We start from the raw sequence: 13934 nt of genomic DNA on the forward strand, positions 1-13934 counted from the left end.
ACTGCAAACATTCCACGGGCGTCAACCCGGGACGCCGTGTTGCTCCGCGATCCTCCGCCCCGGCGCACGTCAGGCCCGGGGGTGGGCCTGACGGTAGACGGTTCCCAGGCGGTCCACGGAGACGTGCGTGTAGATCTGGGTGGTCGCCACGGAGGCGTGCCCCAGCAGCTCCTGCACCGTGCGCAGGTCGGCGCCGCCGTCCACGAGGTGCGTGGCCGCCGAGTGGCGCAGGGCGTGCGGACCCCGGGCGGCGGTGTCGGGGACGGTGCCGAGCTCCCGCTCCACGACGCGCCGGACCTGTCGGGCGTCGATCCGGCCGCCCCGGGACCCGAGGAACAGCGCCGGCCCGCTGCCCGCCGCGGCCAGCACGGGCCGGCGGGCCAGCCAGAGCTGCAGCGCGTCGTCGGCGGGGCGGCCGAAGGGCACCGTGCGCTGCTTGTCGCCCTTGCCGATCACCGTGAGGACGCGGCGGGAGCGGTCGACGTCGTCGACGTCGGCACCCGTGAGCTCGCCCACCCGCGCACCGGTGGCGTAGAGCAGCTCGAGGAGGGCGCGGTCCCGGGCGACGAGCGCGCCCTCCACCCCCGCGGTCCCGGGCTCGGTGGAGCGGGCCGCGAGATCGTCCAGCAGCTCGCGCATCCCGTCGGCGGGCACGACGTCCGGGAGGTGGCGCCGGCGGCGCGGGGCGACGAGCCGCAGGCTGGGGTCGGCGCCCACCAGGCCGGTGCCGGCGGCCCAGCCGAAGAAACCGCGGACCGACGCCGTCCAGCGGGCCATGGACGAGCGGCCCGCCCCCTCGGCGTGCCGGGCGGCCAGCCAGGCCCGGAGCATCTCCAGGTCCACGGCGGCCGGCGCGGCGACCCCGTACCGGGCGTGCAGCCAGGTGAAGAGGGCACGGAGGTCGCCCGTGTAGGCGTCCACGGTGCGGGGGCTGCGCGCCAGCTCGTGCACCAGGTGGTCCGTGTACCGCTCCAGGGCCCGGACCACGGCCGTGGGCAGCGGGGCGGCGTCGGAGGTCATGCGGCGATTCTAGCGGCGGCGCCACCCCTCCCCCGCCCCCTCCGCCAGGCCGCGCTCCTCGAGCCGGCGCAGCCCGCCCAGCACCTCGCGGACGGACAGGCCGGCGACGCGGGACAGGTGGTCCGGGCGGCTGCGCCCCCTCAGGGGCAGCGCGTCGAGGAGCACGCGGTCCCGGTCCGAGAGCCCGTCGACGACGGAGGCCGGGGCGGGGCGGTCGGGCGCCGGCGCCGTCCCGAGGGGCTGGACGAGCTCGAGCACCTCGTCGACGTCCGTGACCAGGACGGCGGTGCCCTCCCGCACCAGCCGGTGGCAGCCGGCGGAGGTGCCGGCGTGGACGCTGCCGGGCACCGCGCCAACCGGGCGGCTGAGCCCGTCCGCGTGGTGGGCCGTGTTCTGCGCCCCGGACCGCCACCGGGCCTCGACCACCACCGTGCCGGCGGAGAGGGCGGCGATGATCCGGTTGCGCTGGAGGAAGCGGTAGCGGCTGGGCGTGCACCCGGGGGCGGCCTCGGCCAGCAGCAGCCCGGCGGCCTCGACCCGGTGGAGCAGTTCGTGGTTGCCCGGAGGATAGAGGCGGTCGATCCCGCACGCCATGACCGACACCGTGGGCGGGTGCGCGGTGCCGGTGGCCAGCGCGGCCGAGTGGGCGGCCTGGTCGATGCCGTGGGCACCGCCGGAGACCACCGTCCAGCCGCGGGCGGCCAGGGCGCCGGCGATATCCAGGGCGACCTGCCGGCCGTAGGTCGAGCAGTCCCGGGAGCCGACGACGGCGACGGAGCGGGCGGCGGGGAAGCCGAGGACCCGCCGGTCGCCGCGTCCCCACAGGCCCACCGGCTGGAACAGGCCCAGGTCGGCCAGCGCCGCGGGCCAGTCGGGGTCCTCGGGGATCGCGAACCACGCTCCCGCCCGGGCGGCGATCCCCAGGTCGGCGGAGGGGTCGAGGTCCGCCGCCCGGGGCGCCCAGCGGGCCAGGGCGCGCCGGAGGTCGACCTGCCGGGGACCGTACCCGGCCTCGGCGGCCGCCCGCACGAACACCGGGTGCTCCCCGGCGCCGATGGGGCGCGTCCCCGTGGCGATCTCGAGCGCGGCGACCGGTCCGAGCGCCGCCAGCAGCAGCATGGCGGTGGCGTCGGTCGGCTCCACGAGCCGGGACAGCCCGGCGCGGGCCAGCAGCAGCGGGTCGTGGCCGGAGCGTGTGCCGGGCGGGGCGGAGTGCATGGCGGGGCCTTCCTGTCGCGGACGGGACGGGGCGGGACGGGGCGGATGCGGCGGCGCTCAGGCCGGGACGAGGGAGCGGAAGTACAGCGCGGTGTCGACGTCGTCGAGCACCGGGACACCCCGGCCCTCCAGGTCGGCCAGCGTCCAGGCGACCCGGAGCACCCGCTGGTGCCCTCGGGCGGTCAGCGAGCCTCGGTCCATGGCCCGCTCCAGCGGGGCGGTGACCGGGCGCGGGGGACGCAGGGCACCGTGCAGGAGGCTGCCCCCCAGCTCGGCGTTCGTGCGCAGCCCGAGGCCGCGCAGACGCTCCGCCTGGGCCGCCCGCGCCCGGGCCACGCGCACGGCGACCTCCGCCGTGCTCTCCCCCTGTCCCGCCCCGGCGGCGAGCTCGCCGTAGGAGACCTTCGGCACCGCGATCTGCAGGTCCACCCGGTCCAGCAGCGGACCGCTCAGCTTGCCGAAGTAGCTGCGGCGCATCCGTGGGGTGCACGTGCAGTCGGCGCCGCGGCCCCCGGCCTGCCCGCACGGGCAGGGGTTCGCCGCGAGCACCAGCTGGAAGCGGGCCGGATAGACCGCCGAGGCCGTGGACCGGTCGATCACGACCCGGCCGTTCTCGAGGGGCTGGCGCAGTGCGTCGACGACCCCGCGGTCGAACTCGGGGGCCTCGTCGAGGAACAGGACGCCGCGGTGCGCCCGGGAGGCGGCACCCGGGCGCGGGATCCCGGACCCGCCCCCGAACAGGGCGGCCGCCGAGGCGGTGTGGTGCGGCGCCTCGAACGGAGGGCGCCGGATCAGGGCGGTGCACCGCCCGGCGGCCCCGTTGAGCGAGTGGACAGCCGTCACCTCCATCGCGGCGTCGTCCTCGAGGTCCGGCAGCAGGCCCGGGAGCCGCTCGGCGAGCATCGTCTTGCCGGATCCTGGTGGGCCCACCATGAGCAGGTGGTGCCCGCCGGCGGCGGCGATCTCCAGGGCCAGGCGCCCGTCGGCCTGCCCGGCGACGTCGGCGAGATCCGGTGCGGCGCGGGCTGCGGGGTCGGTCGCCGCGCCCTCCGTCCCGGGCAGGCCCGGCGCTGCCCCGCCCGGGACGGACCCGGCAGGTGCCGGCCGGCACAGACCGGCGGGATCGGCTCCGGCGCCGGCGAGCACGTCGGCGAGGCAGCCGAAGCCCTCCACCCGTGCGCCGGGGACCAGCCCCGCCTCCGCCGCGTTGGCCGCCGGGACGACGATCCGCTCGTGCCCGGCGCGCACGGCGGCCATGACCGCCGGCAGGATGCCGCGCACCGGCCGCAGCGCCCCGTCCAGGCCCAGTTCGGCCAGGAAGACGGTCCGTCCGGTTGCGGGCACGTCACCGGCGGCCTGCAGGGCGCTCATCACGATGGCGAGGTCGAAGAGGGATCCCCGCTTGGGCAGCGTCGCGGGGGTCAGGTTGACCGTGAGCTTGCGCGGGCTCAGGGGCATCCCGCTGTTGCGCGCCGCCGCCCGCAGCCGTTCCCTCGCCTCGTTGAGCGCGGCGTCCGGCAGCCCCACGATGGAGAAGGCGGGCAGGGTCTGCCCGATGTCCGCCTCGACCTCCACCATCGACCCGTCGAGCCCGACCAGGGCCACCGCCCAGGTGCGTGCGAAGCCCATCAGCGCACCCCGGTGGCGGGCGCGACGGGGTCCCGGGGGCGGCGCCCGGGGACGGGGAACGGAAGGGGACGACGACGGTGCATGGGAACCTCCTCGTTCCCAGACTGTGCCGTGCCGGCGGAGCGCGGCGGTGTCGCCCGCCCGACGGTGGAGAAGTCCGCCGGCTCAGGCCAGTTCGGCCCCGCTGGGGAGCGAGGGTGACGGCCCGGGCGTCGCGGCCGGTGACGGAGCGCCCGTGGAGGCCGTGGGGGTGGGTGTCGCCGTGGGGGACGGAGCGGGCGACGGAGCGGTGGTCGAGGCCGACGGCGCGGGCGTCGGCGTGGACTCCGGGCGCGGGGGCCAGTTCCAGCGCCTGGAGGTGCTCGGCGAGGGCGAGGCCGACGCGCCGGCGGTGGGCCCCGGGGTGGGGACCTCGCCCCTGTCGGGGTTCTCGGCGGGAGGCATCGTCTCCTCCGGCGGTGGGGTGACCGGGGGAACGGGCGGCGGCGTGGGCTCCGGCGTCGGCTCCGCGGGAGGCATGACGGGAGGGACGACGGGAGGGATCACCGGATCCACCGGCTGCTGGGGGTTCGCCGGTTCCACCGGCGGCTGCGGCGCCGCCGGCTCGGGCTCGGGGGCCGGTGCGGGTTCGGCCGGCACCGGCGCGGCAGGCACGCGAGGCGGCTGCGCGGCGGGACGGGCGGGTTCGGGTGCCGCCGGTGCCGGCGCCGGTTCCGCCTCGATCCGCTCCCGGGGCGCCGGCTTCGGCACCCCGGCCCGGTACTGGCGCTGCTCGGGCCCGTGCCCGACCGGGGCGGGGTCCTGTGACCGGTCGTTGGGGTACGGGGACAGCTCGATGTCGTCGAAGGTCTTCGGCAGCCTCTCGAAGTCGCCGACCATGAGCTCCCGGCCCGTGGCGCCGACCGGGACAGCACCGGTGTACTGGGCGATCAGCTCGTGCGTGCGGGCGTCGAGCCGGGCGCCCTCCTGCGGGTCGAGGGGGGAGCCGTCGGCGCCCCAGAAGCCGCCCTCCCCGGACCGGTTGGGGTCCCAGTCGGAGAGGACCTCGGCGACCGGCTCGAACGGGAACTGCCCGCCCTCGTGGCTGATCACCTTGAGGTCGTCGATCTGGACGGTGCGGGTGCCCTCGGTGTTGTCGATGTGCAGCTCCACGTAGACCACCGGCTCCACGTTCAGGTCCCGCCGCAGCTGCTCGACGTCGTCGTCGGGGGCCGGCACGGTGGGCAGGTCGAAGGTGATGACCGCGCCCTCGTCGGTGGTGAGGGCGTACGGGCCCGGGCTGAGACCGCTGGGCGCGGTGGTCACGGTGCCCGGCTGCGCGATCGCGTCGGGCTCCGGGGCCTTCAGCACGCCGCACCCGGTGGCGGTCAGCGCGACAGCCGCCGCGAGAGCCGCAGCGCGTCGTGGAGCGGCGAGCGGTCCCGCAGCGACCACAGCACACCTCCGTCGTTACTCCCGGTCATCGACGGTTCAACATTGGCACGTCGCACGAGGCATGTCACGCGGGCCCGGGCGCGCCGCGTCTCATTGGATCTGACGCAGGACCTCGATCTCCGGTCCTCCGCCGTGTGCGAAAGTAATTGCAACGGCATCGACCCTGACCACCCGGGGGTCGCGGTCGTGGGCCCGCGCCCAGGCGGCCGCCAGGCGGTGCAGACGGACGATCTTCTGCCGCGTAATGGACTCGAACGGATGCCCGTACCGCAGGCTCGAGCGGGTCTTCACCTCGACGACGACCACCCAGCCCTCGTGCTCCGCGACGAGGTCGGCCTCCCCCCGCAGTCCGTCCCGGGAGGGCCGTGCGCGCCAGTTGCGCTCCAGGACGCGGTACCCCCGCGCCTCGAGGTGGGCGGCCGCCAGCAGCTCGCCGCGCGCGCCCAGTCCCTCGGACACGGGACACCTCCCTGCTCGGCGGCGCCGTCCCGGCGGCGGCCGGTCGGGTGCCCTCATCGTGCGCCCCGCCGGTCCCCCGCCGAGGGGCCCCAGGGGCCGTGTGCAGGGCGGATCAGGGGGCCGCGGGCCCCTCCGGCACGGGCCCGGCGGCGCCCGGCACCGCGAAGGGGTCCGCGTGGGCGAGCTCCTCCACGTTGACGTCCTTGAAGCTCATGACGTGCACGTGCTTCACGAAGCGGGCGGAGCGGTAGACGTCCCACACCCACGCGTCCTTGAGCTCCACGTCGAAGTACAGCCCGTTCTTCGTCTCGACCGGCTCGACCCGGACCGAGTTGGCCAGGTAGAAGCGGCGGTCCGTCTCCACCACGAACTGGAAGAGCCCGGCGACGTCCCGGTACTCGCGGTACAGCTGCAGCTCGAGGTCCGTCTCGAAGTTCTCGAGTTCTTCGGCGCTCATGTCGTCCCGTCTCCGATCGTGCTCGGCGCGGCCGCGGGCGGCGCCTGCGTGAGCCGCCAGCTGAGCCGGTGGTGCGGCGTGGTCCCGTGCTCCTCGAGGGCGCGGCGGTGCCGGACGGCGCCGTAGCCCTTGTTGCTGTCCCAACCGTACTGCGGCCAGCCCGCGGAGAGCTCGCCCATGACCCGGTCCCGCTCGACCTTCGCGAGCACGCTGGCGGCGGCGACGGACGCGCACGTCAGGTCGGCCTTGACGCGGGTCACGACCTGTCCTTCCCACCCGTGCACCGGGAGGCCGTCCGCCGCGGGCGGGGGGTCTCCGAAGAGCGTCCCGGCGCCGGGCTCCGAGAGCCAGTCGTGCGCGCCGTCGAGGAGCACGACGTCGGGCGGCGTCCCCCGCCGCGCCGCGGCCGCGATCGCCCGGTGTCCGGCCAGGCGCAGCGCGGCCGTCAGCCCGAGTCCGTCGATCTCCTGCGGCGAGGCGTGGCCGACGCCGGCGGCCGCGCACCAGGCGAGGATGCGGGGGACGAGCGCCTCTCGCCGTGCAGGGGTGAGCAGCTTGCTGTCCAGCAGCCCGGGGACCCCGCGCCCGGTCCCGGGTCGCAGGACGACCAGCCCGGCGGTGACGGGTCCGGCGAGGGCCCCGCGGCCCACCTCGTCCATCCCGCCGACGAGCCGCCCGTCCGGCTCCTGCAGGGACCGCTCGACGACGAGCCCCGGGGCCCCGCCCCGGGGCGGCGCCGCGCGCCGGCCCGGCCGGGGCTCAGGAGCCACCGGCGGACCGGTCGGCGACGTCGGCGAAGACCTCGTCCGGGTTCTGCAGCAGCTGGAACCGGTCCAGCGGCCAGGCGATGACGAACGCGGTCCCGACGACGTCGTCGTGGCTGATGAACGCGCCGTTGTCCGCGATCTCGGCCAGGTGCACCCGGGCGTCGGCGGACGCGTCCCGGTGGTCGCCCAGCACGAAGTAGTGGTTCTCGGGGACCTCGACCTCGAACTCGAGCTCCGAGGGCGCGGACCCGGGGTGGAGGTACGCGTCCTGCTCCTCGAGGGCCTCCCCGTTGACGGTGACCCGCCCCGAGGCGTCGCAGCACGCCACGGTGTCGCCCCCGACCCCGATGACGCGCTTGATGAGGTGCTGGTCGGTGCGGTCGGGCAGCACGCCGACGAAGGCCAGGGCGTCGTAGACGGCGTCGGTCGGCCCGCCCCCGCTGTCGGGCTGGGCCGGCAGCCAGCCCTTGGCGTCCTCGAAGACCACGATGTCCCCGCGCTCGAGCGGGCCGAAGGTGGGCTCGAGCACGTTGACGAAGATGCGGTCGTTGAGCTGGAGGGTGTTCTCCATCGAGCCGGAGGGGATGTAGAACCCCCGCACCAGCAGGGTCTTCACCACGAACGCGATGAGCACGGCCCAGACCAGCACGAGGAGGATCTCCCGCGCCGAGCCCCAGAAGGTGTCGGGGCGCTTCTTGCGGGAGCGCCGGTCGGAGGAGCGCCGGCCCGCGCGGCGCGACGACGCCTGGTCCGGCCCGTCCTCGGCGCCGTCGAGGGGTGCGCTGGCGCGCTCCGCGTCGGCGGTGGGCGCTGCCGGGACGGGAACGGCGGCGTCACCGTGGACGCCGTGGTTCTCCTGGGGCACGCCGTCGCCGGCGGGCTGGGTCCTGTCGGCCACTGCTCTCGTCCTTCCTGGGCGGACGCCTGTGGGCGTCCGGATCCGGATCCGTGCGGATCGCGTCAGAGCTGCCCGGCCCGGTCCCGGGGCCACAGAACAGCAATGGGTTCTCCGATGACCTTATCCGCTCGGACCAGTCCGCCACCGGGCGCGCCGAGCAGGCTGCGCGAGTCCACCGACACCGACCGGTGGTCGCCCATCAGCCAGAGCCTGCCCTCAGGGACCACCGCGGTGAACTCGACCTCGCTGGGCCGGTCCCCGTCGAGGACGTAGTCCTCGACGATCTCCTCGCCGTCGACCTCGAGGCGGCCGGAGGGACCGCAGCAGGCGACGGTGTCCCCGGGGGTGCCGATGACCCGCTTGAGGTACACGCTGTCCGAGCCGGTGAGCCCGCTCCACCGGCCGAGGGTCTGCAGGACCTGCACGGGCCACGGGTCGTCGCTGTGCAGCGGGGCGAAGCTGCCCCGCCCGTCGAAGACCACGAGGTCGCCCCGTTCGAGAGCGTCCTCGTCGACGAGCTTGCCCACGAGCACCCGGTCCCCCGGTTCGACCGTGGGCTGCATCGAGTCCGACCCGATCCAGTAGACGTCCAGCACGAAGGCGCGCAGCAGACCCGTGACCAGCACGGCCGCCAGGAGGGCGAGGACGACGGAACGCCAGCCCCGAGCACGGGGCTGGCGTTCTCGCCGAACGGCGTGGGACCCGGTGGCGCGGGGGTCCCGTGCGCGGGTTCCGGTGGACACCGAAGCGCGCGCTGTCCTACTTGCCGGACTTGCCGGACTTGACGGCCTTGCCGGACTTCGAGGACTTGGCCGTGGTGTTGTCGCGCTTCTCGCGGATGCGGGCGGCCTTGCCGTGGCGGTCGCGCATGTAGTAGAGCTTCGCGCGGCGGACGTCACCGCGGGTGACGACCTCGATCTTCTCGATGACCGGGGAGTGCACCGGGAAGGTGCGCTCCACGCCCACGCCGAAGGAGACCTTGCGGACGGTGAAGGTCTCGTGCACGCCGGCGCCCTGGCGGCCGAGGACGAAGCCCTTGAAGACCTGGACGCGGGAGCGGCTGCCCTCGACGATGTTGACGTGCACGTTGAGGGTGTCGCCCGGACGGAAGTCGGGGACGTCGCTGCGCAGCGACTTGGCGTCGAGCTGGTCGAGAATGTTCATGGTGACTCTCCTGGTGAACGCCGCAGGTCGCTCACGTGGGTCGGCACGGATCCGTGGTGGCGGGGCGGTGCCCGGTCCGGGTGCGGGATCCGCAAGACGTGGTGACGGGAGCCCTGTTCGGGGTCCCGGGTGTCCGGCTGTTGGTCGCTCATCCCCCTGCGGCAGGGGCGTGCCCAGCAGACACACAGCTGAACATTATGCCACAGGTTCCCCGGAGGCGCCGTCCCCGGCGCGCACCACGTGTCCGCCCGAGACGACCCACCCGGCCTCGGCCAGGACGGCGCGGTCCGCGCGGTCCAGGCCGGCGGGGTCGAGGGACGCGACGAGGTCGGGGCGGCGGGCGGCGGTGCGCTGCAGCTGGCGGTCCCGCCGCCAGCGGGCGATCCGGCCGTGGTGGCCGGAGAGCAGGACCTCGGGGACCGGCCGGTCCCGCCACAGCGCGGGCTTGGTGTAGACGGGGTACTCGAGCAGGCCGTCGGCGTGGGACTCCTCCACGAGGGACTCGGGGTTGCCGAGCACGCCGGGCACGAGGCGCCCGATGGCCTCGACCATGGCGAGCACGGCGACCTCCCCGCCGTTGAGGACGTAGTCGCCGAGGCTCATGGGGCGGACCTCGAAGTGCTCGCGGGACCAGTCGACCACGCGCTCGTCGATGCCCTCGTAGCGCCCGCACGCGAAGACGAGGTGCTCCCGCAGGGCCAGCTCGCGGGCGGTGGCCTGAGTGAAGACCTCACCGGCCGGGGAGGGCACGACCAGCACCGGCCGCTCCCCCGCCGGCGCGGGTCCGCCGCCGAGGACGGCGCCGAGCGCCGCGGCCCACGGCTCCGGCTTCATCACCATGCCGGCCCCGCCGCCGTAGGGGGTGTCGTCCACGGTGCGGTGCCGGTCGGTCGTGAACTCGCGCAGGTCCGTCACGGTCAGCTCGAGGAGGCCCTGCTGCCGGGCCTTGCCGATCAGGGAGAGGTCCAGGGCGGAGAGGTACTCGGGGAAGATGCTGACGACGTCGATGCGCATCAGCGCCCGCCCTCCGTCGCCCCGTCCGCGGGGTCCCCGGTGCCGGGGTTCACGGCGTCGCCGTTCCCGTCGTCGTCGTTCCCCTCGTCGGGCTTCCCGTCGTCGAGGCCGAGCTCGAGCAGCCCCGGCGGAGGGGTCACCACGACGAAGCCCCCCTCGGGGTCGACGACCGGGACGATCTCCTCGACGAAGGGGAGCACGGCCTCGCGCCGCCCCTCGTCGAGCTCGATCTCCAGCAGGTCCTGGACGGGCAGGGTGCGCAGCCCGGTGACCACGCCGATCCGCGGGCCCGACCCGTCCTCGGGGCCGGTGCGCACCTCGAGGTCGACCAGCTCGTGCTCGTACCACTCGTCGGACTCGGGGTCCTCCTCCAGCGCCTCGGCGTAGAGGTGGGCTCCGCGCAGGGTCTCGGCCCCGTTGCGGTCGGGGACCTCCTCGAGGGCCACCACGAGCACGGCCTTGTTCCAGCGCGCCCCGCGCACGGTGACCACGCCCTCGGGGGCGAGGGGGACGGACGGCTCGAGCAGCAGCCGGGCGCCGGGGGCGAAGCGCTCCTCCGGGGCGTCGGTGAACAGCTGCACGGTGACCTCCCCCCGGATGCCGTGGGGCTTGCCGACGCGGGCGACCTGGACCTTCATGGATCTCCTGGGGGTCGGCGGCCGGGTGGCCGCGGGGAGGGGTGCGGTGGCGGGGAAAAGCCGACGGTCCCCGCATCCGGTGCGGATGCGGGGACCGTGCGGGCGGCGGGACCGGACGCCGGGGCGCCCGGTGCGCGCCTCAGCGGGTGCGGTCGGTGTCGACGACGTCGATCCGGACCGGGCCGTCCTCGGCGAGTGCGCCCACGACGGTGCGCAGCGCCTTGGCCGTGCGGCCCTGGCGGCCGATGACCCGCCCGAGGTCGTCCGGGTGCACCCGGACCTCGAGGGTCTCCGACCGGCGCCCGCTCTTGACACGGACGTCGACGTCATCGGGGCTGTCCACGATCCCGCGGACCAGGTGCTCCAACGCGTCGGCGAGCATGACTACTCGGCCTTCTCGGCGTCAGCCGCGGGGGCGTCGTCGGACTCGGCACCGGGGGCGGCCGGCTCGGCCTTCTCGCCCTTGGGGGTGATCGCCTCGGGGACGATCACGGAGCCCTTGTCGGGGGCGACGAACTCGGCCTTGGGCTCGCGCGTCCGGAGGGTGCCCTCGGCGCCCTCCTCGCCCTTGAACCGCTGCCAGTCGCCGGTCACCTTCAGGATGGCGGCGACGGCCTCGGACGGCTGGGCGCCGACGCCGAGCCAGTACTGGGCCCGGTCCGAGACGACCTCGATGTAGGAGGGGTGCTCGGTCGGGTGGTACTTGCCGATCTCCTCGATGACGCGGCCGTCGCGCTTCTTGCGGGAGTCGACGACGACGACGCGGTAACGGGGATCGCGCATCTTGCCCATGCGCTTGAGACGGATCTTAACAGCCACTGGTGTGGACTCTCCTGGTTCTTGGATGAGGTGAACGCCCTGGTCTCGCTCCCGTGGGGCGGGCCGGTCACAGGGGTTCTGTGGACACGAGAAACGTGCGGCGAGAGGGACCGCACGCATCGAGTACCCGTCCAGTATGCCAGACGCCGTCAAGTCCGGCGTCCGGCGGCGCGCTGCCCGCTCACTGCTCGAGGCGTGCGGCCTCCCGCCACGTGAGGGAGCGTCCGCCCTGGAACACGGCGCGCTGGTAGATCCGCTCCCCGAGGCGCAGCAGCACCCAGGCCGCGGCGAGGGCCAGCGCGAGGGACAGCACGGGCTGCCACCAGGCGACGCCGCCGTCCAGCATCCGGATGGGCATCGCCACCGAGGAGACGACCGGGACGAAGGACGCGGCCGTGAGCCACGCGCCCTCGGCGTAGAGGCCCACGAAGAGGGCTCCGATGAGCACCGTCATGATCGGCCCGGTGCTCGTCTGGAGGTCCTCGGAGCGGGAGGCCAGGGAGCCGAGGACCGCCCAGACGGAGGCCTGCGCGGCGAAGCCCGCCACGAAGAAGGCCACGAACCAGCCGGACGCGGCGAGGATCCAGCCGACGTCCGCGGCGGCGCCCGTGACGTTGACGCCGACGAGGCCGACCGCGGCGTAGAGCCCGATCTGGCCGAACGCGAGCAGGGAGTTGCCGAGCACCTTGCCGTAGAGCAGCTGCCGGACGGGGACGGCGGTGGCCAGGATCTCCACGACCCGGTTCTGCTTCTCCTCGAGCACGGAGTTGGCGATGGCCATGCCGAAGAGGATGGCGGCCAGGTAGAACAGGAACGCGAAGACGAAGCCCACCACGAGCCGTGCGGGGCCGCGGTCCTGTCCGCCGGACAGCAGCTCGGTGCGCACCTCGGCACCCGCGGTCAGCTCCTCGGCGGTCGTCCCGGCGGCCCGGGCGCCGGCCGCCAGCATCTCCGCGGCCACCGCGTCCTCGAGGACCCGCGCGAGGGCGGGGTCGACGTCGTCCTGGCCGACCACCGTCCACCCGTCGAGGTCCCGCAGCAGGGCGGCGTCGGCGGTCCCGTCGGCCACCGCCTCGCGGGCCGCGTCCGGGGAGTGGGCGGAGTGCACGGTGAGGGTGTCCTCGCCGCGCTCGGCCAGCTCCTGCGCGGCCCGCGCCGCGACGGGCGCCGCGTCGGGCGCCGCGGTCGCCAGGACGTGGTCGGCGGCCCGGCCTCCGAACAGGGCGGAGGCGGCGATCGAGGCGGCCACGAGGAGCACCGTGACCACCGTGGAGAGCAGGAAGGACCGGTCCCGCAGCTTGACGGAGATCTCGCGGGACGTGACGATCCACCAGGGACGGGCTGCGGGCGGGCGGGCGCTCATCGGGTGACCTCCCGGTAGACGTCGGACAGGGAGGGCACGATCTCGGCGAACTCCAGGAGCCCGCGGGGCACGGCGGTCTCGAGGACGCGGCGGCGGGCGGCGGCGTCCGCGAGCTCGAGCACCGCGGCGGGTCCGTCGACGTCGACGACGCGCACGCCCGGCAGGTCCCGCACCCAGCCGGCGTCCTGCTCGCAGCGCAGCCGGTGCCGGCGGGGACCGGTGCGGCGCAGGTCCTCGGCCGTGCCGGAGGCCAGGACCCGGCCGCCGGAGAGGACGACCAGGGAGTCGCAGAGCCGGTCGACGAGATCGAGCTGGTGGCTCGAGAAGAGCACGGGCACGCCCTGGGCCGTGTGCTCGCGCAGCAGCTCGACCATGGAGTCCACCGCCACGGGGTCCAGGCCGGAGAACGGCTCGTCCAGCACCAGGGCGGCGGGCCCGTGCAGGAGCGCGGCGGCGACCTGCACCCGCTGCTGGTTGCCGAGGGAGAGGGACTCCAGCCTGTCCTTCCCGCGCTCGGCCAGGCCGAAGCGCTCCAGCAGCCGCCCGGCCTCCGCGAGGGCGTCCCGGCGGTCCATGCCGTGGAGCCGGCCGAGGTAGCCGAGCTGGTCGAGCACCGGCTGCTTGGGGTAGAGCCCCCGCTCCTCGGGCATGTACCCGAAGCGGGCCCGGTCCGCCGCGGTGGCGGGACGTCCGTCCCACAGGACCTCGCCGGCGGAGACGCGCAGCACGCCCATCAGCATCCGCATGGTCGTGGTCTTGCCCGCGCCGTTGGCGCCGACGAAGCCGGTCATCCGGCCGGGCTCGACCCGGAAGGAGACGTCCTCGACCACGGTGCGGCCCCCGAAGGACCGGCTCAGGCCGCGCGCCTCCAGGACGTGCCCCTCGGGGCGGCTCCGGAAGCGGGTCGTGGTCGCGGCGGGGGTGGTGCTGGTGCTCATGGGCCCGGGTCCTCTCGGGGTGCGTCCTCCCGGTGGGTGCCGGGCGGCTCGTGGTCAGCCTACGAACGCGGGGGCCCCGGCGGATCCCCACCCGGGCGGATTGCGGGCGCCCCGGG

The 13934-nt window shown here is 75.4% G+C and carries 16 protein-coding genes; all 16 read right to left on the bottom strand.

The window, feature by feature from the left end; all coding sequences use genetic code 11:
* Window positions 1-69: 69 nt before the first annotated feature.
* The 16 genes from H488_RS29285 to H488_RS29360 all read right to left on the bottom strand — a co-directional run bounded on the left by H488_RS29285 (window position 70) and on the right by H488_RS29360 (window position 13818).
* A complete protein-coding gene (locus H488_RS29285; protein WP_017833745.1) occupies window positions 70-1020 on the bottom strand; it encodes a tyrosine recombinase XerC in 951 nt (316 codons plus the stop codon).
* Between the two features lie 9 nt (window positions 1021-1029).
* Window positions 1030-2238 carry a DNA-processing protein DprA gene (gene dprA, locus H488_RS29290; RefSeq protein ID WP_017833746.1) on the bottom strand — a complete coding sequence of 403 codons (1209 nt, stop codon included), beginning with the start codon at window positions 2236-2238 and terminating at the stop codon, window positions 1030-1032.
* 57 nt (window positions 2239-2295) lie between these two features.
* Window positions 2296-3867 carry a YifB family Mg chelatase-like AAA ATPase gene (locus tag H488_RS29295; RefSeq protein ID WP_017833747.1) on the bottom strand — a complete coding sequence of 524 codons (1572 nt, stop codon included), beginning with the start codon at window positions 3865-3867 and terminating at the stop codon, window positions 2296-2298.
* 165 nt (window positions 3868-4032) lie between these two features.
* Window positions 4033-5217, bottom strand: coding sequence for a hypothetical protein (locus H488_RS29300; protein ID WP_017833748.1), 1185 nt, complete (start codon window positions 5215-5217; stop codon window positions 4033-4035).
* 174 nt (window positions 5218-5391) lie between these two features.
* Window positions 5392-5760, bottom strand: coding sequence for a YraN family protein (locus H488_RS29305; RefSeq protein ID WP_017833749.1), 369 nt, complete (start codon window positions 5758-5760; stop codon window positions 5392-5394).
* A 112-nt stretch (window positions 5761-5872) separates the two neighbouring features.
* Window positions 5873-6217 carry a DUF2469 domain-containing protein gene (locus H488_RS37165; RefSeq protein WP_017833750.1) on the bottom strand — a complete coding sequence of 115 codons (345 nt, stop codon included), beginning with the start codon at window positions 6215-6217 and terminating at the stop codon, window positions 5873-5875.
* Window positions 6214-6987 carry a ribonuclease HII gene (locus tag H488_RS36610; RefSeq protein WP_017833751.1) on the bottom strand — a complete coding sequence of 258 codons (774 nt, stop codon included), beginning with the start codon at window positions 6985-6987 and terminating at the stop codon, window positions 6214-6216. The genes H488_RS37165 and H488_RS36610 overlap by 4 nt, the downstream gene beginning before the upstream one ends.
* Window positions 6977-7882, bottom strand: coding sequence for a signal peptidase I (lepB, locus tag H488_RS29320; protein ID WP_017833752.1), 906 nt, complete (start codon window positions 7880-7882; stop codon window positions 6977-6979). The genes H488_RS36610 and lepB (H488_RS29320) overlap by 11 nt, the downstream gene beginning before the upstream one ends.
* A gap of 62 nt (window positions 7883-7944) precedes the next feature.
* Window positions 7945-8625 (bottom strand): signal peptidase I, encoded by a 681-nt coding sequence (gene lepB, locus H488_RS29325; RefSeq protein ID WP_017833753.1) that lies wholly within the window; start codon window positions 8623-8625, stop codon window positions 7945-7947.
* Between the two features lie 16 nt (window positions 8626-8641).
* Window positions 8642-9046 carry a 50S ribosomal protein L19 gene (gene rplS / locus H488_RS29330; RefSeq protein WP_017833754.1) on the bottom strand — a complete coding sequence of 135 codons (405 nt, stop codon included), beginning with the start codon at window positions 9044-9046 and terminating at the stop codon, window positions 8642-8644.
* A 195-nt stretch (window positions 9047-9241) separates the two neighbouring features.
* Entirely contained in the window at window positions 9242-10060 is an 819-nt protein-coding gene (trmD, locus tag H488_RS29335) for a tRNA (guanosine(37)-N1)-methyltransferase TrmD (protein ID WP_017833755.1), read from the bottom strand.
* Window positions 10060-10698 (bottom strand): ribosome maturation factor RimM, encoded by a 639-nt coding sequence (rimM, locus tag H488_RS29340; protein WP_017833756.1) that lies wholly within the window; start codon window positions 10696-10698, stop codon window positions 10060-10062. Before rimM ends, trmD begins: the two co-directional genes overlap by 1 nt.
* Window positions 10699-10837: 139 nt before the next feature.
* On the bottom strand, window positions 10838-11080 hold the full coding sequence (locus H488_RS29345; RefSeq protein WP_017833757.1) for an RNA-binding protein: 243 nt from the start codon (window positions 11078-11080) through the stop codon (window positions 10838-10840).
* A 2-nt stretch (window positions 11081-11082) separates the two neighbouring features.
* Window positions 11083-11517, bottom strand: coding sequence for a 30S ribosomal protein S16 (gene rpsP, locus H488_RS29350; protein ID WP_031283142.1), 435 nt, complete (start codon window positions 11515-11517; stop codon window positions 11083-11085).
* Between the two features lie 181 nt (window positions 11518-11698).
* Window positions 11699-12880 carry an ABC transporter permease gene (locus H488_RS29355; RefSeq protein ID WP_017833759.1) on the bottom strand — a complete coding sequence of 394 codons (1182 nt, stop codon included), beginning with the start codon at window positions 12878-12880 and terminating at the stop codon, window positions 11699-11701.
* Complete coding sequence (locus tag H488_RS29360) at window positions 12877-13818, bottom strand: ABC transporter ATP-binding protein (protein WP_017833760.1); 942 nt, start codon at window positions 13816-13818, stop codon at window positions 12877-12879. The genes H488_RS29355 and H488_RS29360 overlap by 4 nt, the downstream gene beginning before the upstream one ends.
* Window positions 13819-13934 lie beyond the last annotated feature (116 nt).

Source organism: Kocuria sp. UCD-OTCP (assembly GCF_000349605.1).
In the GTDB taxonomy this organism is placed as follows: domain Bacteria; phylum Actinomycetota; class Actinomycetes; order Actinomycetales; family Micrococcaceae; genus Kocuria; species Kocuria rosea.

Coding starts and splice junctions, on each gene's coding strand:
- H488_RS29285 (WP_017833745.1), bottom strand. CDS start 1,020: ATGACCTCCGACGCCGCCCCGCTGCCCACGGCCGTGGTCCGGGCCCTG.
- dprA (WP_017833746.1), bottom strand. CDS start 2,238: ATGCACTCCGCCCCGCCCGGCACACGCTCCGGCCACGACCCGCTGCTG.
- H488_RS29295 (WP_017833747.1), bottom strand. CDS start 3,867: ATGGGCTTCGCACGCACCTGGGCGGTGGCCCTGGTCGGGCTCGACGGG.
- H488_RS37165 (WP_017833750.1), bottom strand. CDS start 6,217: ATGAGCGCCGAAGAACTCGAGAACTTCGAGACGGACCTCGAGCTGCAG.
- rplS (WP_017833754.1), bottom strand. CDS start 9,046: ATGAACATTCTCGACCAGCTCGACGCCAAGTCGCTGCGCAGCGACGTC.
- trmD (WP_017833755.1), bottom strand. CDS start 10,060: ATGCGCATCGACGTCGTCAGCATCTTCCCCGAGTACCTCTCCGCCCTG.
- rimM (WP_017833756.1), bottom strand. CDS start 10,698: ATGAAGGTCCAGGTCGCCCGCGTCGGCAAGCCCCACGGCATCCGGGGG.
- H488_RS29345 (WP_017833757.1), bottom strand. CDS start 11,080: ATGCTCGCCGACGCGTTGGAGCACCTGGTCCGCGGGATCGTGGACAGC.
- H488_RS29355 (WP_017833759.1), bottom strand. CDS start 12,880: ATGAGCGCCCGCCCGCCCGCAGCCCGTCCCTGGTGGATCGTCACGTCC.
- H488_RS29360 (WP_017833760.1), bottom strand. CDS start 13,818: ATGAGCACCAGCACCACCCCCGCCGCGACCACGACCCGCTTCCGGAGC.